The sequence below is a fragment of the Microvirga puerhi genome (assembly GCF_020089865.1).
GTDB classification, from domain to species: domain Bacteria; phylum Pseudomonadota; class Alphaproteobacteria; order Rhizobiales; family Beijerinckiaceae; genus Microvirga; species Microvirga puerhi.
The window spans coordinates 271075-291814 of the sequence record NZ_JAIRBM010000003.1 but is presented as its reverse complement, the minus strand read 5'-3'; the positions used below and the strand labels follow the sequence as shown (position 1 = coordinate 291814).

Below are 20740 nucleotides of genomic sequence, written 5' to 3'. Positions count from 1 at the left end.
ATAAAAGTGGCCGTGTAAAACTCAGACAGCAACCTGTCTGTAAATCTGTAAAGAAATTTACAAATGGATGATGGCAAGAAACTCTTCGTCGGCCCCCGCCTCAAGCGCCTGCGCCGTGAGCTCAACCTGAGCCAATCCGGCATGGCGGAGGAGCTTGGCCTGTCACCGAGTTATCTCAACCTGATAGAGCGTAATCAGCGTCCAATCACGGCGCAGGTCCTGATCCGCCTGGCCCATGCCTATTCCCTGGATCCGCGTGAATTCGCCGCCCACGATACGGAGCGGACGGCGTCGGAGCTTGAAGAGATCTTTGCCGATCCGCTGTTTCGCAGCACGCCGGTTCCGCGCCTCGAACTCCGAGAAACCATCGAGGCGGCCCCCGGCTTCATCGATGCGGTCAGTCGGCTCTACCGGGCTTATGTGGCCCTGCGGAGCATGCGGGAGGCACAGGCTCCGGAGATGAGCGACCGCGACAGGGCCGAGGATGCGTCGCAGGACAACCCAGTGGATCGTGTTCGGCACGTGATCCAGGATGCCCGCAACTATTTTCCGGAGCTCGACGAGGCAGCGGAAACGCTGGCCTCCGATCTGCAGGTAACGGGTCACGAACCCTTCTTTGCCATCGCCGAGCGCCTGCGGGCCAAACACGGCATCCGGGTGCGCGTGATGCCGGTCGATGTCATGTCGGACTCACTGCGCCGCTACGACCATCATCGCCGCCAGCTTCTGATCTCCGAAATGGTCGACCCTCCGGGGCGAACCTTTCAAGCGGCGTATCAGCTGGCCTTCGCCGAGATGCGGCAGGTGATCGACGAGCTTTCGACACGTCTCGAACCCACCGAGGGACCTGCACGACGCCTGCTGCGGGTGTCGCTGGGGAATTATTTTGCCGGCGCCCTCATGATGCCCTACGGCAAGTTTCACAGCGCAGCAGAAACCCTAGGCTACGACGTGGACGTGCTCGGTGCCCGCTTCGGCGCAAGCTTCGAGCAGGTAGCTCATCGCCTGACCACCCTTGCCCGTACCGGAGCCAGGGGCATCCCGTTTTTCCTGGTGAGGGTCGATTCCGCCGGAAACGTGTCGAAGCGCTTTTCGTCGGGGCGTTTCCCGTTTGCGCAATATGGCGGCACCTGTCCGCTCTGGAACGTGCATGCCACGTTCAAGACCCCTGGTCAGATCGCAACGCAGATCATCGAACTGCCCGACATGTCGCGCTGGTTTTCGGTGGCGTGCGCGGTCAAGCGCGCCTCGACCGCGTGGGGAATGCCAGATCCGCAATTCGTGGTGGGGCTCGGCTGCGAACTGAAATACGCCCACCGTCTCGTCTATGCTCGTGGCCTCGACCTCTCGGTGCCCGATCCGACGCCAATCGGGATCAATTGCCGCCTGTGCGAACGCGTCGCCTGCCCGCAGCGCGCAGCGCCGCCCCTGATGCATGCGCTCATCGTCGACGAGATGAAACGGGGCGTTTCGCCCTTCGAATTCGACCCGACCTGATATTCCGGATCAAGCGGCCAGATCGGTCCGACCCGGCGTCTCCAACCAATGGTCGAGAAACTGGTCGAGCCAGAGCGAAACCTGCGGATCGTACAGGAAGCGCCCCTCGATCTGCCGGGCGCGGTCCTGAGCGCCGGGCATGGCAAGGCGCTCCGCGGCACGGACCGTCCAGCGACAGATCATGGCGTGCGTCACCTCGGGGTGAAACTGCAGGCCGTAGGCCGCCTGCCCGGCCCGGATGGCCTGGGTCGGAAAGTCGTCGCCCGTGGCGAGCATTTCGGCGCCGGACGGGCAGTCGAAGCCCTCCCGATGCCAGTGATACACATGTGTCGGCCACGGCACACCCCAGATCCGGCTCAGGGCGGTCCCGGCCTCGGTCGGCAGAAGCGGGTAATAGCCGATCTCGGCCCGCCCATCCGGGTGCTCCCACACCCGCGCGCCCAGGTGCCTGGCCAGCATCTGAGCGCCCAAACAAAGGCCGAGATAAGGCTTGTTCTCGCGGAGAGGAACGCCGATCCAGTCGATCTCGGCCTTGATGAAATCATCTTCATCATTGGCGCTCATGGGGCCGCCGAAGATGATCGCTCCCGCATGACCGGCAAGGGTCTCCGGCAGCGGATCGCCATAGCGCGGTCGACGGATGTCGAGACTATGCCCGCGCTCCAGCAGCAAACGCCCGACGCGGCCCGGCGTGGAATGCTCCTGGTGCAGTACGATCAGGATCGGCGCGCATTGTGACGCCTCAAGCATCATCCATACCCGTTTCAGGAGCTTTCAGAGCATCGCGCTTGATCGCTCCGAGCTCCGCATCGGACAGACCCAGACGGCGCCCCGTGCGCCAGATGAGATCGTCTTCGAATTCGTGAACGTGCCCGTCGACGGCGGCAATCTGATACGCGAGGGCCATAAGGCGCGGCCACTCCGATGGAGGCAGATCCTGGGCAATGCGGTCGACGAGGGTCGTTGCCGGGTCGAGAGCACCCCCAATGTCGCGCGCCTTGACGATAAGGCGCTCGGCCTGGATCTCGCTCAGGCCGAAACGGCTCTGCAGGAGCGTGCGGAGCGCCTCTTCCTCGACCTTGAGGACACGCCCGTCCGCATGCGTGACCCATGTCAGAAGCGCAGCAACCGTAAACGGCTCTCCATGCTCGGCACCCCCTTCCGGGGCCGCTTCCGCTTCGAAGAAATCGCGAAGATAAGACATGAAGGACATGGCCCAATTATTCAGGAGAGTCCGCCATCTCCGCAAGAGGCTTCACGGAGCAACATCAGCGCTACCGGAAAGGCAGTTTTGTCGCGGCCCTCGCGGCAACGGACGGACAGGCTTGCCCAGGACTTTCAGAAAAGCGGAAGCCGATCACAAAGGCCTTGAAAAAGCAGACGAATTCCCCAAGACATAGTCCGATAATGCCAAGCTGACTAAGGCCTAGCGACGGCGGGCTCTTCCGAAGTGCGGAGCCCAGGCAGAAAGGGCGCTCCATGCGCGTGAAGCATGCTTTGGGACTGGCCGGGAAGATGGTACATGTTACTGATTCCCGGTAATGTCTGAGGCATTCTCGTGGCAATGTTCTGGTGTGAATGCTTGGCAGACACGCCCTATGAGAGAAAGTGAAGCTGTGACCGAAAGCATGACGAGCAGTGGCGATCTGAACGGCCTGCGTATCCTGGTTGTCGAGGATGAAGCCGCGATCTCTCTGCTGCTGGAGGATATGCTTCTCGACTTCGGCTGTGAGGTCATCGGCCCAGCCGCCCGCCTGTCTGCTGCCCTCGATGCGGTGGCGCGGGAAAAGGTCGACATCGCCATTCTAGATGTGAACGTGGCGGGCGAACCGATCTATCCCGTTGCGGAAGCCCTGGCACAACGCTCGATCCCCTTCGTGTTCTCTACAGGCTACGGCAGCGCCGGTATTCGTGACGCCTTTCGCGATCGCCCCGTGCTGCAGAAACCCTTCGCCCAGAACGATCTCAAGCAGAAGCTTCTGATAGCGCGCAGCAAGGGTGCTTAGGAATAAGCTTATCTTGTTCGCTATATTATCACCGCACATTCATCATGTGCGGGAAAACACGGCTAAGGTTCTCTGAATCCGCTTTTAAGTTACGTTATCCCAGAGTAAGCTCCGCCTTCATTCAGGATATGTTGTAACCTTGTAGCGCGACCACAGATGCCGCCCTCCCTCCTTCGCCTTCTGACCGCAACGAGTGCTCTGGCACTTGGATTCACCGGCGCTGCCGCGCAATCTCCCGTACCCCGCTCGACCCCTGTGGCCGGGTCCATCGTCGCTGCGAAGGGTGGCGAGGAATTGCGTTTCGTGCGTGAGAGCCTGTGGCGCGCCGCCGAGATCCGACAGGATGTGATCGGCGGCGACGTGCTACGCACCAATGCCATCGGCAACCTGGCGATCCTGTTTGCCGACAAGACGCAGATCCGTGTCGGCCGCAACTCGACGCTGACGGTCAACGAGGTGGCAAGCAGCGCCAACGGAACGACCGATCTTACCCTAGAGGCTGGTACGATCTGGGCCCGGGCCGCCCGTGGCGGATCCGGCGTCGACGTCAAGACGCCGGCAGCCGTTGCGGCGATCCGAGGGACCGACTGGTCCCTTTCAGTGGATGGATCAGGCAAGACGGCCCTGGTGGTCTTGGAGGGCGTCGTCGAGCTGCGTAACGCGCAGGGGTCCGTTACCGTACGGCAGGGCGAAGGCGCGATTGCCTCCATCGGACAGGCGCCGACCAAGTATGTCCTCGTCAATTCCGACGACCGCGAGCAGATGCTTTTCTACATGACGCTGCGCGATGCGTTCTCGGCGCTGCCGACATCAGCTCTCACCGGCCCGGCTCTGCGAACAGAGAGGGCCCGGATCGAAGGCATTCCGCCTCAGGCGCGTCGCGCCGAAGATTGGCTCAGTCTTGCAGAGATTGCGCTTTACCTCGACGGAAGGACCGTCGCTGAGCAGGCTCTCGCAGAAGCGCGCAGCCGCTCGCTCTCTCCGGCACAACGGGCTCGCGCCGATCTGGTAGAGGCTGTTCTCGCCAGCCTCCAGCGGCGCTGGCAAGACGCTGCAAACCTCTATACCCGCGCTGAGCGGGGACTCGATGCCAAGCGGCGCGTCATTGCCTCCTACGGCCGCTATATCGCCCTGTCGCTTGCTAATCCAAAACAGGTCTATGCCGAACCGAAGACTCCCGGCAACGATCCGCTTTCGGCTCTTGCGCACGCCTATGTGGTCGCATTCAAGCAGGATTTGACGGCCGCCGCCGAGGTGATCAAAGCGGCGGAGAAACGCTTTCCGAATGATACTCGCATCGCCGTAACGGCGTCGCGGATTGCCTTCGCCCTCAATCGCCGTGAGGAGATGCGCGCCTCGATCGCCCGGGCAAAAGCGATCGATCCAGACGATCCGGACGTCATTATCGCCGACAGCAGCATTCGTGCCGAGATCGACGGAGAGTTCAAAGCCGCCGTCGGCGACCTCCGACGCGCAACGGCCATCGCTCCTGGGCACTCGGACCTGTGGAATACGATCGGCCTTTTCGAATCCACGGGTGATTCCCCGATCGCCGCTGAGGAAGCTCTGCGGCGCGCCATCGCGATGGATCCTGACAGCCCGGTCGCCTATGCGAATCTCGCGATTCTGCTTCTGGATCAGAGCAGGGTGGACGAGGCACGTGTTCTGATCGACAAGGCTCTTGCCATCGATCCAGCCTTCAGTACCGGCTACATCGCGCTCGGCCGCTACTTCCTCCAGACCGGCGAGACGGCAAAGGGCATCGAAGCCATCCTCGCAGGCTCGACCGCGAACCCGGCCTATTCCCAAGGACTGCTTGCCACGGCCATCGCCTTTTACCAGAACGGCGATGACGAGCTCGCGCTTCAGGCTCTGGACAATGCCGACAGGCTCGATCCGAACGACCCGATCGTCTCCATCGCGCGGACCGCCATCGCCCTCGACCAGTATCGCGCCGATGAGGCCATCTTGGCAGCGCGCGAAGCCGTAAAACGCTTCCGGCAGAGAGGTGGCGACTTTGCGGGCCTCGCCGTGAACAAGCAAGCGGGCTCCTATCCGGCCCAGGCCTATCGCTTTCTCGATCTCAACGAATGGGCTCGTTTCTATGGTGACCGAGTCTTCGATCCGTTCACCGCCTCGAGCTATTTCGATGAGGCGGTCGCGCGGCGGTCCAAGCTTCTGACGACACGCCCCAACATCTCCTCCGTTACGAGCGACGACTTCGATCTGGCCGCTTTCAATCTCACGATCCAGGGATTGTTCTTCGATCCGCTTGCCGTCTCGGGGCGTGTCCGCCGGCAGGACCTGCTGCGACGGCCATTCCTCGACACGGAAGTCGGCGGCAGTCTGTTCGTCAAAGACAACCGTGTCGGCTGGGGCGCCGATGCGACGGTTCAGGGATTTTCGAACGAGCCTCTCCCGACGTCCTTCTCGATCACCGCCGGGCGCACCAATATCAATGCTCGTGAAGCCATCGACAAGGAGGCTGCCGATACGGCATCCTTGTTCATCGGCATGGCGCCGTCGGCAACAGACCGATTCCTCATCTTCGGCTCAGCCGCAAAGGTAGAGCCGCCGCTCATCCGGATCGATCAGGCAACCCGCTATTTCGCGGGAAATCAGGAACTGACCTCCATGCAGGCCGGCGCAGGCTGGAGTCATAGTTTCGCCGACCGCAATGTGCTGACTGCAGCCGTTTATGCCAATCGCGGGCTCGACCGACGCGCCTTCGAGACCCTGAATGCCGAGATTCCGCCGCTCATCCTGGGCGAACGGCAATGGACCAGCACCCGCACCGAAGGTGTGGTCGCCGCTTTGAGCCATTCGGTCGGCTTCAACGATCTCACGCTGCACTATGGCTATGAAGGTCAGTTCGGACGCAGCTTCGCCAGCGCCTTCGGACAAGGTGTGGTGATAAACGCCCTGTCGAGAGAGAGCCGTTCGGCGGATACGGCCGACCGGACCGATTCCGATTTCAGTGCCAACCGCCTTTACGCGGATCTCTTTTGGCGCCCTTCGGACCGGTTCGAGGCACAGGTCGGGGTGCAGCGGACGTTCCTGGACCTCGAGCATCAACCTTCCGATACCTTGCTTTCACCGAGAGTCGGTATTGCCGTCTCGCCGTTGGAAGGCCATTGGCTGCGTGCTGCCTACCGGCAAGAAGGCAATCTTCCGTTGAGCTTTACACTGTCGCCGATCTCGACAGTCGGGCTCGTGCCGAACGTGCTGCCGCTGGCCATCGGCGGACGTACGGATACCCTGGCCCTGCGCTGGGATGCCGAGTGGACGCCGCACGTTTTCACGGCCGTCGAATATCAGCGTCAGGATGTGCGCAGCCTCGATTTGCCACTGTCGAATACTTTCGACACTCTCGATATCGCAAAGGCGCGGATCGAGCGGCTTGCCGCAACGGCAAATCTTTGGCTCGGCTACGGTATCGGTGTGTTCGGAACTGTCGGCATGACGACGACAGAAGTACGCTCCGACGAAGCTCCTGGTCTCGACGTTCCGTTCATCGCCGGACACTTCGCACGAGCGGGCATTACCTTTGTCCATCCGAGCCGGTTGAGACTTACCCTTGCGGAAACCTTCGTGGGCGACCGCACCGGTGATCTCGCCGGAACCAAGCTGGACGATTACTGGACGACGGATGCCTCCATCTCTTGGGAGACGCCCGACCGACGCCTGCTCCTTGGCCTCACCGTCGTCAATCTGTTCGATCGCGACTATGAACTCGCTCCAGGCATTCCAGGCTTGGGGAGGACTTTCGCGGCAACGATGAAGGCGCGCTTCTAGAGTGGACGGCGGTACGGCCTCGGCGGAACAGGACCAGCATGGTAAGGCGATTTGGCGCCACTACGCCATCGCTCTCCTCATCGCAGCACTGCTCATTCCGTTTGCCTTCTTCAAGCCATTCGATCTCGTCGAGGATCGGCTCTTCGATCTGTTCTCGACCATCTATCCTCCGCACCCTGCGCAGCCGGGCGTGGTCATCGTGGCAATCGACGAGCCGTCCTTTTCGGAAGTGGGCCAGCGCTGGCCTTGGCCGCGCGATCTGCACGGACAGCTGATCTCAAGGCTTCGCGCGGCCGGGGCGAAGGTGATCGGGCTCGACATCATCTTCGCCGAGCCCTCCTCGGAAGATGCGGACCGCGGCCTTGCAGAAACCCTGGGGCAGGACGTCGTCCTGGCGGCGGACGACGTCACGACGCCCCTTGATCAGGGGACGCAGATCACGAGGGTCAATCCTATCGATCTCTTCCTGGGCGCCGGTGCCCATCCGGGCGTCACCTCCGTCGATCTCGACGGTGATGCTTATCTGCGCCGCATGCCGCGGGGAGAGGATAGTTTCGCCGCCACTGCGCTGCGCCTGAGTGGCCAGCCCGTGGAACCAGCTCCGGCGGATGCGCTGATCCAGTATTTTGGCCCGGCCCGAACCTATCCCACGGTCTCCTATTATCAGGCGCTCGACCCTGACGAGTTTCTGCCGCCCGGCCGCTTCAAGGACAAGGTCGTCTTCGTCGGGCTGAGCCTCAAGGCCGCCACCTCCCCCGACAGCGGCGCACCAGACGCTTTTGCAACTCCTTATACGCTCTTCAGTCAGAGTCTCGTCGCGGGCGTGGAGGCGCAGGCGACCATTTTCGACAATCTTCGCCTCGGCCTTTACGTGATCCCGGTCACGCCGCTGACCATGTGCGGCCTTCTGATCGCCGGCGCCTTCCTGGCGGCATTGCTGTGCCGAAACGGTGTGTCATGGCGCACGGGCCTAAGCGCAGCCGCCGCTTTGATCCTTCTCGTTGCAGGCGCTTGGGCCCTGCTCCGGTTCGGACGGATCTGGGCGCCACCGGCCCTTCCCGTTGCCGCCGCACTTGGCGTCTTCGGAGCCCGTTTCGGTCTCGACTATGCCCGGGAGCGACAGATGCGCCATGCCGTGTCGGAGGCGTTCTCGCGCTATCTCTCGCCCGATCTGGTGGCCCAGCTCGCCCGCAATCCTTCCGCACTGAAGCTCGGAGGCGAGCGCCGCAACCTGACGATCCTGTTCTGCGACGTGCGCGGCTTCACGACCCTGTCCGAGCGCCTCAAGGACGAGCCGGAACGCCTGACTGGCCTGATCAACCGCCTGCTCGATCCTCTCTCCGAGGCAGTGCTTGCCGAGAAGGGGACCATCGACAAGTACATGGGCGACTGCGTGATGGCCTTCTGGAATGCGCCGCTGCCCAGTCCGGACCATCCCTTGCGGGCCGTACAGGCGGCCATGCATATGCTGAAGGCGGTCGACCGTCTCAATGCGACTCTCCGAGAAGAGGAGGGAGAAGGCGCGCCGACCTTCGCAATCGGCGTCGGGATCAATACCGGCGACTGCGTCGTCGGAAACGTCGGCTCGCGCTGGCGCTACGATTATTCCGTGCTCGGCGACACAGTGAACCTGGCCTCGCGCCTGGAGGGATTGTCGAAGGAATACGGCGTATCCCTGATCCTTGGACCTGCAACGGCCGAAGCGGTGCGTGACAAATATATTCTGATCGAGCTCGACCGGATTGCCGTCCGAGGGCGAGCCACGGCCTCCGCTATCTTCACCGTCGTTGCTCCTGCGGAATCTTCAGCGGCTTCCGGCCTGCAAACCCTTCAGGAACAGCATGCGCTCATGCTGGCAGAAATGCGTGCCGGAAACCGAATGAAGGCCATGGCTCTGGTCGATGCCTGCACAGCTCTGGCCCCCTCTCTCGGCAAATACTACGCCCGTATCAAAGAGCGTCTGTCGTCCCCGACCTGACCTGATCAAGCCCTTTCGAAATTTGCGAAAAAGACATGCTCCTGCAAGCGATTTGCAAAGAGAAACAATAACTTGCGTCTACAACCGGGACGTCTATAAGGTCGCCCCGAACCCACCTCCCAGTATCTGTGACGCGATGGACAAGATCCAGAAACTTGCCGTTGGCAGCATTTTGATCGGCGTGATCGTCTTCGCGCTGAAATATGCTGCCTATTACATGACGGGCAGCATCGCGCTCTACTCGGATGCCCTGGAGAGCATCATCAATGTCGTCACGGCCGTGGCTGCGCTTCTGGCTGTGCGGCTCAGCGCCCAGCCTGCGGACAAGAACCATCCTTACGGCCATCACAAGGTCGAATATTTCTCGGCCGTTCTCGAAGGCGTGCTGATCATCGTCGCCGCCCTGTTGATTCTGCGGGAATCCTATTTCGGCCTCCTCCATCCAAGGAATCTCGACATTCCTTTGGAAGGGCTCGGCGTGAACGCCATTGCCACCTTCATCAATGCCTGCTGGTCGTGGCTCCTCATTCGTGAGGGACGCCGAATGCGCTCGCCGGCCCTGAATGCAGACGGGCGCCATCTCCTGACAGATGTCTATACCTCTGCGGGTGTCCTCGCCGGTCTTCTGTTTGTGCCACTGACGGGCTGGCATTGGCTCGATCCGGCCATGGCAGCCCTGGTCGCCGTCAACATTCTGTGGTCCGGCTGGGGCCTCATGAAGGAAAGCATCGGCGGTCTGATGGACGAGGCGATGCCGGAGGAGGAACTCAAGCGCGTGCGCGACGTGATCGCCGTCAACGCGGAGGGCGCCATCGAAGCCCACGACCTGCGCACCCGCCATGCTGGGCGCGTCACCTTCATCGATTTCCATCTGGTGGTTCCCGGACATATGAGCGTGACGGAGGCTCATGATATTTGCGACCGGATCGAACGAGCCCTGAGGTCGGACATCGACGATGCGCTGATCACGATCCATGTCGAGCCCGACAACAAGGCGAAGCACGCCGGTATCGTCGTGCTGTCATAGAAGCAGGCTGCGCCTCGATCCTGGGACGATTTCGGCGAGACGGATCATATTCCAAAGAATGCCCTAGGCCTTCAGGAAGCCTCTCATGCGAAGGCCGGCGGCAAGTTCCTCGGCGATCGCCGGAAAGGCGAAGAAGAACCCCTGCCCTTCATTGCAGCCTCGTGCCTGAAGCCATTCGAGCTGCTCCAGGGTCTCCACACCCTCGGCGACAACCCTCTTGCCCAGAGCGCGGCTGAGGGCGAGGATTGCTTCGACGACCAGGGCGCCCTGGGAAGAACCGACCTCGTGGATGAAGGAGCGATCGATCTTGAGCGTGTCGATCGGCAGGCGGTTCAGATAAGAGAAGCTCGAATAGCCTGTCCCGAAATCGTCCAAGGATATGGTAAAGCCTGCCTCTTTCAGGTGCTTCATGCAGGTCGTCACGCTCAGCTCCGATTCGACCAGGCTGCTCTCCGTGATCTCAAGTTCGATCTGAGCAGGATCGACACCGTACTTTGCCGCCATCGCAACGAGAGAGGAATAGAAATCGTCCCGCCGGGTCTGAACGGGCGAGACGTTGAGAGAAATGCGGAGGTTCTGCAGATCGGTTCCTGCCCATTCTTGGAGCTGCCGGCAAACCTGCTCGATGACCCACCTTCCGATGGGAACAATCAGGCCGGTTTCCTCTGCGATACGAATGAAGCGGGACGGCGCAATCAGCGCGTTCACGTTTTTCAGCCGCACGAGCGCCTCGACCGCGACAGCGCGACGGGAGGACAGGCAGATCCGAGGCTGATAGTGGAGCTCGAAGGCACCCGTCTTGACTGCCTGCCGCAGCATCGCCTCGATGGCGGTTCTTTCCCGAGCTCGCTCGTTCATGGCCTGGGAGAAGAACTGATAGGCGCCTCTCCCGCTCCGTTTCACGTCGTAGAGGGCAATATCGGCGGCCTGCATGAGTCCGTCACTGTCCGTTCCGTCAGAAGGATAGCGGCTGATGCCGAAGCTGATCCCGACATGAATTGGCTGCTCCACGCCGTCGAGATGAACACTTTCGCCAATGGCTGCGATGGCGCGCTCGGCGATGCCTGCTGCGACCGAGGGCTCCGCAACGTCGGGCAGCAAAATCCCGAACTCGTCCCCCGCCCAGCGGCTGACGATATCTCCTTCTCGGACGCAGGCCCGCAGACGCTTGGCAACCTCCTGAAGCACCCGATCTCCGATTCCGTGACCGAGTGTATCATTGACGAGCTTGAGACGATCGAGGTCTCCAAACAGCACGGCGACACCGCAGGACTGTCTCTCTGCGCGGGCGATTGCATGCTCGAGACGATCTTTGAACAGAGCACGATTCGGGAGCGCCGTGAGTGAATCATGCTGCGCCAGATAGGCGAGCTTCGATGTGAGCGCACGTTGCTCGGTCACATCACGCAGGACCAGGACGCCACCGATTGCGGCGCCGGCACGGTCGCGAATAGGGGCCGCCGTTTCCTCGATCGGAACCGTCGTGCCGTCGCGGCGCAGCAACATCGTATTGCGGCCTGGCCAGAGGCGTCCCTCGTCACCTGCCTCGAACAGTCGCGACGGAATCCCGGTCAGCTCGTCGTTTCCGAACACGACCCGAAACACTTCCGGCAGTGGGCGGCCCATGGCCTCGTCGGACGACCAGCCCGTCATCACTTCCGCGACCGGATTAAGAGACGTGACCGCTCCATCCACGTCCGTCGTGATCACGCCGTCAGCAATGGACCGCAGCGTTACTTGGGACAGCTCGTGCTCCCGGAAAAGCCGCTCCTCGACGATCTTGCGATCCGTGATGTTCTGTGTCTGAGCAATGAAATAGAGGGGGGCACCCTGTGCATCCCGGACAAGAGAGGCGCTGAGGATCGCATGAACCTCATGCCCCATCTTGTGAAGATACCGCTTCTCCATCGTCTGCGACGTTCTGGTTCCAGCGAGCATCTCCTCAGTATTGCGCAGATCCTCTGCAAGGTCGTCGGGATGCGTTACGTCTTGAAAGTTGAGGCTGAAGAGCTCTTCTTCGGAATAACCGAGCATGTCGCAATAGGCTTGGTTCACCTGCAGATAACGACCGTAGGGCGCAACAATGGCCATTCCGACATTGGACCATCGAAACGCTCCGGAGAAACGCATCTCGCTCTCTCGAAGCCGCAGTTCGAGGGTCCGTCTCTCGCTGATATCGGATACGAGGACGAAGAAGCCGCGAACCGTCCCATCCTCCGCCCGATCGGGCGAGTAGGTTCCCTGGACATAGCGCGGACCAGAGTGCGTGATCAGCGTCTGCTCGTACAGAACCGGCTTGCCGGCAAGCACAGTCCGAATATAGGGCTTCAAAAGCGAGTAGTTCGCATCGCCCACAATCTCTCGAATGGTCCGCCCATGTATTTCCTCCGGGGCAGCACCGTACCATTCCTTATAGGTATTGTTGCTGAACAAATACCGTTCGTGCCGATCGACGTAGCTCATCAATGCGGGAACGTTATTAAGGACAGAAATTCCGAGGAGCTTCGACACTATTGTCGTTCTTCTTGTGGGTCGGCCAGCAGGAAGCAGGAGATTACATGATGCAAGGCCCCTGGCCAGAGGAATTTGGTCTGCCGGCGCACCAGGCTTTCGAGATTCTCCTACGTCAGCACCTCGTGCGGCGAAGTGTAGCCGCAATCCGGCTGCAAAGGAATCTCGGCGGAACGACAGCCTAGAATGCAAGCCTCGGATCAGGCGCGTCGCCGAGGGCGATCTTTGCTACCGTAATATCAATATGGTCGAGTGAGAGGGTTTGGCGCCAACGAGGCGAGCCTCTGAGATGTGCGGTCATGGGATCTGTCTCCCCAATAAATTAACGTTACGTTAGCGATAGGCGATGCGGCTCTGAAAGCCTTTCCAGGCAATGCTTTTGCGTGAAACATCTATCCATATGTTTCACATATATCCATAAATGAAACAGTTGTTGCAAAGCACGCATTGGAAGCTAGAGTGGCGCTATGTCAGACGCTCCGATTGCCGAACGGCTCCTTGCCATCTTCGATGATCTGCCACCCCAGCATCAGGTCGCAGCCCGCTGGCTGCTCGACCATCCGCATGACGTCGCCCTTCTCTCCATGCGGGAGCAGGCGAAGCGCGTGGGGGTGCCGCCGGCAACCATGACGCGACTGGCCCAGCGGCTTGGGTACGATGGCTTCGAGGAATTGAAGGAAATGTACGCAGCCTCCTTGCGAGGACATGCGGAGCATTTTGCTGGCCGGACGGAGAAGTTGCTGCAGCGTCGCGCTCTCGACGGTGACGCTGCCCTGACTTCGGACCTTCTCGCCGATCTTTCGGGACACCTGAAGCTGCTGAGCAGCGCCACGACCCTTTCGGCCATCGCAAGAGCCGCCGACATCGTCGTCGAACGCGAACGCCTTTTCTGCATCGGCGCGCGCTCCAGCTTCTCGAGCGCCCACCTCGCCGCCTATCTTCTTTCGCTCATCGGGGAACAAACAGTCCTCGCGGACGGTGCTGGCTCGATCGGTCTCGATGCGCTGCGCGACATTGGCCCGAACGACGCGCTGCTGGCGATGACCATCGCTCCCTATACCCGGGTGACGGTCGAGGCCGTAGCCTTCGCTCGGGAGCGTGGGGCGAGCATCATCGCGATCACCGACAGCAACGTGTCTCCGATCGCCCGGCAGGCCAAAGCCACGATCATCGTTCCAACGAGCACCCCGTCCTTCCTTCAGACGGTCGCCCCGGCGCTGATCGTCATCGAATGCATTGCCGCACTCGTCGCGGCCCGCCGCGGCAAGAAGGCGGTTTCTGCCATTGCCGCGGCGGAAGATCACCTGGAGCGTTTCGGCTCCTACTACACGGACAAGACGAACAAAGGACGGACATCGTGACGGGGGATGGACCCAATGGCGCGAGGACGACGCGCATCCTGCATCGGCAGATCGCCGGAAGCGACCAGTTGCCCATTGCTGTCTCGGGGCAAGGCATCGAGATCATCGACAAGACAGGAAAGGTCTATATCGACGCGTCGGGCGGAGCTGCAGTCTCGTGCCTCGGCCACGGACATCCCCGTGTGAACGCAGCCCTCAAAGCCCAGATCGACCAGCTGGCCTACGCACACACCTCTTTCTTCACGACCGAAGTCGCCGAGGAGCTCGCAGATCATTTGGTCGCTCATGCCCCCGGGGACCTCGACCACGTCTATTACGTGTCGGGCGGATCGGAGGCCATGGAGGCCGCTCTCAAGCTGGCGCGGCAATACTTCATGGAAAAGGGCGAAGCCGGCCGCGTCAACTTTATCGGGCGCCGCCAGAGCTATCACGGCAACACTCTCGGGGTCCTCGCGGTCGGCGGCAATCTCTGGCGCCGTCAGCAATTCGCGCCTCTGCTCTTCAACAGCTATCACGTCTCTCCGCCTTATGCCTATCGCGACCAGCGCTCTGACGAGACCCTTGAAGCCTATGGCGAGCGACTCGCTTCCGAATTCGAAACCAAGGTCGAGGAACTCGGCCCCGAGACGGTAATCGCCTTCGTTGCCGAAACCGTCGGCGGTGCCACGCAGGGCTGCACCACGGCGCCTCCAGGCTATTTCAAGCGCATCCGTGAGATCTGCGACCGCCACGGCATTCTGCTCATTCTTGATGAGGTGATGTGCGGCATAGGCCGCACGGGCACGCTGCATGCCTGTGAGCAGGAGGGCATTGCGCCAGACCTGATGGCGATCGCCAAGGGGCTCGGCGGGGGGTATCAGCCGATCGGAGCCGTTCTCTTGAGCGACAGGATCTTCGCTGCGATCCGGGACGGTAGCGGTTTCTTCCAGCACGGGCATACTTATCTCGCTCATCCGCTCGCCTGTGCAGCAGCTCTCGCCGTGCAGAAGACCATTCTGGAAGAGAACCTGCTCGGCAACGTGCAAAAGCAGGCCGCGCATCTCGAGCGGCGGCTCAAGGAGCGCTTCGGCAATCATCATTTCGTTGGCGACATTCGTGGACGCGGCCTTTTCTGGGCCATCGAGTATGTGACCGATCGAGGTTCGAAAACTCCCTTCGATCCGGCACTCAAACTGAATGCCCGCGTCAAGCGTGAAGCTCTGGCGCGGGGGCTGGCATGCTACGCCATGCCCGGAACGATCGACGGCAAGGCCGGCGATCACAACATGCTGGCGCCGCCCTTCATCTGCACAAGTCAGGACATCGACACCATCGTCGAGCGTCTGGGCGATGCAGTGGATGCGGCCATCCAGTCCATCACCTAACCAAGCAAAAACTGCATTCAACCAGAGGGGAACAAACATGAATGCGAAACTTGCAGGGCTTCTCGCCCTTGGACTCTCGGTGGTCCTATCCGTGCCGGCCGCCGCCCAGCAGAAATTCGTCACGATTGGTACCGGCGGCGTGACGGGTGTCTATTATGCGGTCGGCGGTTCGATCTGCCGCCTCCTCAACAAGGACCGGGCGAAGACCGGCATCCGCTGCTCGACGGAGTCGACCGGCGGCTCCGTCTTCAACGTCAATGCCATCCGCTCCGGCGAGCAGGAATTCGGCATGACGCAGTCCGACGTACAGTTCAACGCCGTGAACGGACTTGCTCAATTCAAGGACACGGGGGCCGACAAGGATCTCCGCGCAGTCTTCGCAGTCCATCCTGAACCGTTCACCGTCCTCGCCCGCAAGGAAGCGGGCGTCGAGAAGTTCGCCGACTTCAAGAGCAAGCGCTTCAACGTCGGCAATCCTGGCTCCGGCACCCTTGCTTCAATGGAAGAACTTCTCAAGGAGCTCGGCTGGAGCAAGGCCGACTTCTCCCTTGCGGCAGAGCTGAAGGCAGACGAGCAGGGCACAGCACTGTGCGACAACAAGATCGACGGATTCTTCTACGGCGTTGGCCATCCCTCCGCTGCGATTCAGGATCCGACCACGGCGTGCGGTGCGAAGCTCGTTTCCATTGAGGGACCTGCCGTCGAGAAACTGGTGAAGGAGAAGCCCTATTACGCGAAGGCGACCATTCCCGGCGGCATGTATGCCAACAATCCCAATCCGACGCACACCTATGGCGTCGTCGCGACGCTCGTCTCTTCGGCGAAAGTTCCTGATGAGACCGTCTATGCGCTCGTGAAGTCCGTCTTCGACAATCTCGATGAGTTCAAGAAACTGCATCCCGCCTTCGCTGATCTCGATCCGAAGGCGATGATCAAGAACGGGCTCTCGGCGCCGCTACATCCGGGGGCAGCCAAATATTACAAGGAAAAAGGCTGGATGTAGGACGCAATGGGAGGCGGGCCGCGTGGGGGCGGCCCGCCTTTCTTATTCAAAGGGGGAATAACAATGATGCGCATCGAAGAAAGCGCCACGGCAACACGCGCCGAGCTGGAAGAGATGGTGGCCGAAGCCGATACGGGCGGCCGCAAACCGAAGGGCACGACGCGAACCTTCATTTTCTGGACGGCGGTGGCATGGTCACTGTTCCAGATCTGGTATGCATCCCCGCTGCCGTTCACCCTAAGAATCGGTGTCTTCAATGATTCGGAGGCCCGTGCGATCCATCTTGCTTTCGCGATGGTTCTCGCGTTCCTGACCTTCCCGCGCGCCAAGGCGTCACCACGCGCCTACGTGCCGCTTTACGATTGGATCCTGGCTGGCCTCGGCGCCGCCTCGGCTCTGTATCTCTTCTTTTTCTATCGCGACCTCGCTCAGCGCCCCGGCCTGCCGACAACTCTCGACATCGTCGTCGCAGTCACGGGCATCCTAGTCCTTCTGGAGGCCGCCCGTCGCGCCGTCGGTCCTGCGCTCGCGGTCATCGCCACCCTAATGCTGGTCTATATTTTCGCCGGCCCCTGGCTTGGCGGACTTTTCGCCCATCGCGGTGCCTCGCTCGCACGAGCCGCGTCGCAGATGTGGTTGACCTCAGAGGGCGTGTTCGGCGTCGCCATCGGCGTTTCGACGAGCTTCATCTTTCTCTACGTACTGTTTGGCACTCTTCTCGAGAAAGCCGGCGCGGGCCACTACTTCATCCAGCTGGCCTATTCCCTGCTCGGCCACTATCGCGGCGGCCCGGCGAAGGCCGGCGTCGTCGCATCAGGCATGACGGGCATGATCTCCGGATCGTCGATCGCCAACACGGTGACGACCGGGACTTTCACGATTCCGCTGATGAAGCGAGTCGGCTATCCGGCCGTGAAGGCCGGCGCCATCGAATGCGCGGCCGGCGTCAACGGGCAGCTCATGCCTCCGGTCATGGGAGCAGCTGCCTTCCTCATCGCCGAATACGTCGGCATTTCCTATGCCGAGGTGGTGAAGCACGCCTTCATTCCGGCGCTGCTGACCTACGGTGCCCTGTTCTATATCGTCGATATCGAGGCGATGAAGATGGGTCTGGCCGGTGCTCCCCATACACGCCGGCACCCTTTCTCCCAACGCTTGGTGAAAGCGCTCGCGACCTGGTGCGGCCTCATCATTCTCGCCGGTGTGGTCTATTTTCTCTTAAGCGCCGTAAAGGCGGCTCTTGGCACCCATGCGCCTGGCGTCATCGGGATCGGCCTCGCCGCGGCCTATATTGGATTGCTCTGGAACAAGGCCCGGCATCCCGATCTGCCTGAGGATGATCCGACCCGACCGACCATGACGGTTCCCGACTTTTATGAGACGGCGCGGACAGGCCTGCATTATCTCATCCCGGTCATCGTGTTGATCTGGTGTCTGCTTGTCGAGGAAATGTCCCCCGGCCTCGCCGCGTTCTGGGGCACGATGACCCTCGCCTTCGTCATCCTCACGCAACGACCCATCGTCGCCTTCTTCCGTGGCGGCCGTGACATGACCGATGGCGTGCGGCGCGGCGCCGGCGAATTCATCGATGCGCTCGAAGCTGCGGCGCGCAACATGACCGGCGTCGGCATCGCGACGGCGACCGCCGGCATCATCGTCGGCACGGTCGCGCTGACCGGCATCGGTCTCGTGATGACGGAGATCGTGGAAGCCCTCTCCGGCGGAAACCTGATCATCATGCTTCTGTTGACGGCGGGCATCTGTCTGGTGCTGGGCATGGGCATGCCGACCACGGCAAGCTACGTCGTCGTCGCAACGCTCATGGCGCCTGTGCTGATCGAGGTCGCGGCACAGAATGATCTTGCGATACCTCTCGTCGCCGTCCATCTCTTCGTCTTCTATTTTGGACTGATGGCGGACGTGACGCCCCCTGTCGGCTTGGCGGCCTATGCCGCGGCGGCGATCTCCGGCGCCGATCCGGTGAAGACGGGTATCCAGGGCTTCAAATACGAGATCCGCACCGGCCTCCTGCCCTTCATCTTCATCTTCAACACGGAGATCCTGCTCATCGACATCCAGAGCTGGTGGCAATTCTCCCTGGTGCTTGCCTGCGCCATCGTCGGCATGGCCTGCTTCGTGGCTGCGAGCCAGAATTGGCTTCTCGTCCGCAACAGGATTTGGGAAACGCTGGCGCTGCTTCTCATCTGCTTTACCCTGTTCCGCCCGCATTTCTGGCTCAACCTTCTGGCGCCGGCCTATGAACCCAAGGGACCGGACACCATTGCGGCTTATGTGGACACGGTTCCGCAGGACGGGACACTCCGCCTGCGCGTTCAGAGCCAAAGCCGTGCCGGCGACGATGTCGAGAAGCTGGTCCGCCTCAGCCTGCGAAGCGAGGGCCCATCGGACCAACGGCTCCGGGCGACCGGGCTCATCCTGGCCAAACAGGGCGACGAGATGATCGTGCGCTCGGCGGCACTCGGCAGCGAGGCTGCCAAATATGGGCTTCAGCCGGGAGATACGGTCCAGTCCGTGCTGGTGCCTACCGACCGCCCAAGCCCTTATTGGGCGACCTTGCCGGCCCTAGCGCTGCTCGGCCTCATCATCAGTCTGCAACGCCGTCGGAGGGCAGCCGCATGAGGATCGCGCTCATTCATGCGCTTCGCCATTCGCCGCCCCCGATCGAGGATGCGTTCCGTCGGCTCTGGCCAGAGCCGACGCTGATGAACCTTCTCGACGACTCGCTTTCCCGTGATCTCGCAAGGGACGGCGCGCTCACCCCGACCATGACGGAGCGCTTCCTGCGGCTCGGACGCTATGCGCGTGACACGGGAGCCGACGGAATCCTTTTCACCTGCTCGGCCTTCGGACCCTGCATCGATGCCGTGAAGGAGGATCTGCCGGACACCCCCGTGCTCAAGCCGAACGAGGCGATGATCGAGGAGGCCTGTGCACGTGGCTCCCGGGTCGGGCTGATGGCAACCTTTGCACCGACGCTTGCCTCGATGCCACCCGAGTTCCCTCCTGGTGTCACGCTCGTGCCGATGCTCATCGAGGGTGCCCTCGCTGCCCTGGATGGCGGCGATGGCCCTACCCATGACCGCCTTGCGGCAAAGGCTGCGACAAAGCTCCGGGACTGCGATGTCGTCGCACTCGCCCAGTTCAGCCTTGCCCGGGCAGCCAACGCCGTCGCTGCGGCCTGTGGCCGGCCCGTCCTCACGACACCCGACAGTGCTGTGCGAAAACTACGAGCGCTTCTGACCTAGTCTAGCTCGCGACGTGTCGGCATTCCGGTTTGCGCTCCGTGGGTGAGGCAAGCCATGGAGGCTCCGCGAACTGCCCGCTCCAAAGCCGAGCCGAAAGAAAAACCCTCGTCCAGGGCGCTAGCCAGAATGCCGACGAACGTATCTCCCGCGCCCGTCGTATCCACTGGCACGATCCGCTCGGCTTTCGCGATCACACGCTCACCGTTGGGAAAACATGCGATGGCACCGCGCGCGCCGGCTGTTACGACGCAGACCCCTTGGCTGGCCTGGGACAGCACGGCCCCTGCCTGCTCGAAATCTGTCGTCGTATGACCGAGCACCTCCGCGGCTGCGATGGCCTCGTGCTCGTTGACGATGAAGACGTCCGTTGTGCCGAGAAGCTTGGATAGATCCTCCGTCCTGAAGGCCGGCGGAGCTGGCGCAAAGTTCCAGACGACCTGGCCGCCGGCCTCTCGAACACGCCGCGCGACCTCCAACGAGGCTGTGAAAGGCACCTCCATCTGAAGCACTGCGAGGGTCGAGGCATCGAGCGTTGATGCAGGAACCATCGAAGCCGCCACAATTGCATTGGCCCCGCTCGCGACCGTGATGGCGTTCTCGCCGCGCTCGTCCACGGTAATGAAGGCGCAGCCGGTCGGCTCCTCGCCGATGGCGATAAGGTCCGTCTGAACGCCGTTATGATCGAGATTGGCGCGGGCAGACGCACCGAACGCATCGCTTCCGACGCGGCCAGCCATTGCGACGCGCCCCGCTTCGGATGCCCGTGCGGCCGCTACTGCCTGATTCGCGCCTTTCCCGCCAAACAACGTGTCGTAGCGCGCCGACAGAACCGTTTCACCTGGGCGCGGAATCGCAGTCACCCGTGCAACGAGATCGATATTGATTGACCCGAAAACAAGGATCATGTCGGCCGCTTTCTTTTTCAGATCTCT

At 61.6% G+C, this 20740-nt stretch carries 14 protein-coding genes; 10 read left to right on the top strand and 4 right to left on the bottom strand.

Annotation, left to right across the window (positions count from 1 at the left end):
* The first annotated feature begins 63 nt into the window (after positions 1-63).
* Entirely contained in the window at positions 64-1497 is a 1434-nt protein-coding gene (locus K9B37_RS05730) for a helix-turn-helix domain-containing protein (RefSeq protein WP_224311970.1), read from the top strand.
* 9 nt (positions 1498-1506) lie between these two features.
* Here the strand turns inward: K9B37_RS05730 and K9B37_RS05725 are convergent, their stop codons facing one another.
* Positions 1507-2247 (bottom strand): glutamine amidotransferase, encoded by a 741-nt coding sequence (locus tag K9B37_RS05725; RefSeq protein WP_224312148.1) that lies wholly within the window; start codon positions 2245-2247, stop codon positions 1507-1509.
* Positions 2240-2710 (bottom strand): tellurite resistance TerB family protein, encoded by a 471-nt coding sequence (locus tag K9B37_RS05720; protein WP_224311968.1) that lies wholly within the window; start codon positions 2708-2710, stop codon positions 2240-2242. Before K9B37_RS05720 ends, K9B37_RS05725 begins: the two co-directional genes overlap by 8 nt.
* Before the next feature lie 415 nt (positions 2711-3125).
* Between K9B37_RS05720 and K9B37_RS05715 the strand changes: the two genes are divergently transcribed.
* The 4 genes from K9B37_RS05715 to K9B37_RS05700 all read left to right on the top strand — a co-directional run bounded on the left by K9B37_RS05715 (position 3126) and on the right by K9B37_RS05700 (position 10303).
* On the top strand, positions 3126-3503 hold the full coding sequence (locus K9B37_RS05715) for a response regulator (protein ID WP_224312147.1): 378 nt from the start codon (positions 3126-3128) through the stop codon (positions 3501-3503).
* 156 nt (positions 3504-3659) lie between these two features.
* On the top strand, positions 3660-7298 hold the full coding sequence (locus tag K9B37_RS05710; protein WP_224311967.1) for a FecR domain-containing protein: 3639 nt from the start codon (positions 3660-3662) through the stop codon (positions 7296-7298).
* A gap of 1 nt (position 7299) precedes the next feature.
* A complete protein-coding gene (locus tag K9B37_RS05705; protein ID WP_224311965.1) occupies positions 7300-9276 on the top strand; it encodes a CHASE2 domain-containing protein in 1977 nt (658 codons plus the stop codon).
* Positions 9277-9412: 136 nt separating this feature from the next.
* A complete protein-coding gene (locus K9B37_RS05700) occupies positions 9413-10303 on the top strand; it encodes a cation diffusion facilitator family transporter (protein ID WP_224311964.1) in 891 nt (296 codons plus the stop codon).
* Between the two features lie 63 nt (positions 10304-10366).
* Here the strand turns inward: K9B37_RS05700 and K9B37_RS05695 are convergent, their stop codons facing one another.
* Complete coding sequence (locus K9B37_RS05695) at positions 10367-12814, bottom strand: sensor domain-containing protein (protein WP_224311962.1); 2448 nt, start codon at positions 12812-12814, stop codon at positions 10367-10369.
* A 467-nt stretch (positions 12815-13281) separates the two neighbouring features.
* Between K9B37_RS05695 and K9B37_RS05690 the strand changes: the two genes are divergently transcribed.
* The 5 genes from K9B37_RS05690 (at position 13282) to K9B37_RS05670 (ending at position 19808) form a co-directional block, all read left to right on the top strand.
* Positions 13282-14175: a MurR/RpiR family transcriptional regulator gene (locus K9B37_RS05690; RefSeq protein ID WP_224311960.1), complete on the top strand. Its 894-nt coding sequence runs from the start codon at positions 13282-13284 to the stop codon at positions 14173-14175.
* Complete coding sequence (locus tag K9B37_RS05685) at positions 14172-15539, top strand: aspartate aminotransferase family protein (RefSeq protein ID WP_224311958.1); 1368 nt, start codon at positions 14172-14174, stop codon at positions 15537-15539. Before K9B37_RS05690 ends, K9B37_RS05685 begins: the two co-directional genes overlap by 4 nt.
* 37 nt (positions 15540-15576) lie before the next feature.
* On the top strand, positions 15577-16542 hold the full coding sequence (locus K9B37_RS05680) for a TAXI family TRAP transporter solute-binding subunit (RefSeq protein WP_224311957.1): 966 nt from the start codon (positions 15577-15579) through the stop codon (positions 16540-16542).
* A 63-nt stretch (positions 16543-16605) separates the two neighbouring features.
* Positions 16606-19182, top strand: a complete 2577-nt coding sequence (locus K9B37_RS05675; protein ID WP_224311955.1) for a TRAP transporter permease — start codon at positions 16606-16608, stop codon at positions 19180-19182.
* Positions 19179-19808 carry an aspartate/glutamate racemase family protein gene (locus tag K9B37_RS05670; protein ID WP_224311953.1) on the top strand — a complete coding sequence of 210 codons (630 nt, stop codon included), beginning with the start codon at positions 19179-19181 and terminating at the stop codon, positions 19806-19808. The genes K9B37_RS05675 and K9B37_RS05670 overlap by 4 nt, the downstream gene beginning before the upstream one ends.
* Here K9B37_RS05670 and K9B37_RS05665 read toward each other — a convergent pair.
* A complete protein-coding gene (locus K9B37_RS05665) occupies positions 19805-20713 on the bottom strand; it encodes a ribokinase (protein ID WP_224311952.1) in 909 nt (302 codons plus the stop codon). The genes K9B37_RS05670 and K9B37_RS05665 overlap by 4 nt on opposite strands.
* Between the last annotated feature and the right edge of the window lie 27 nt (positions 20714-20740).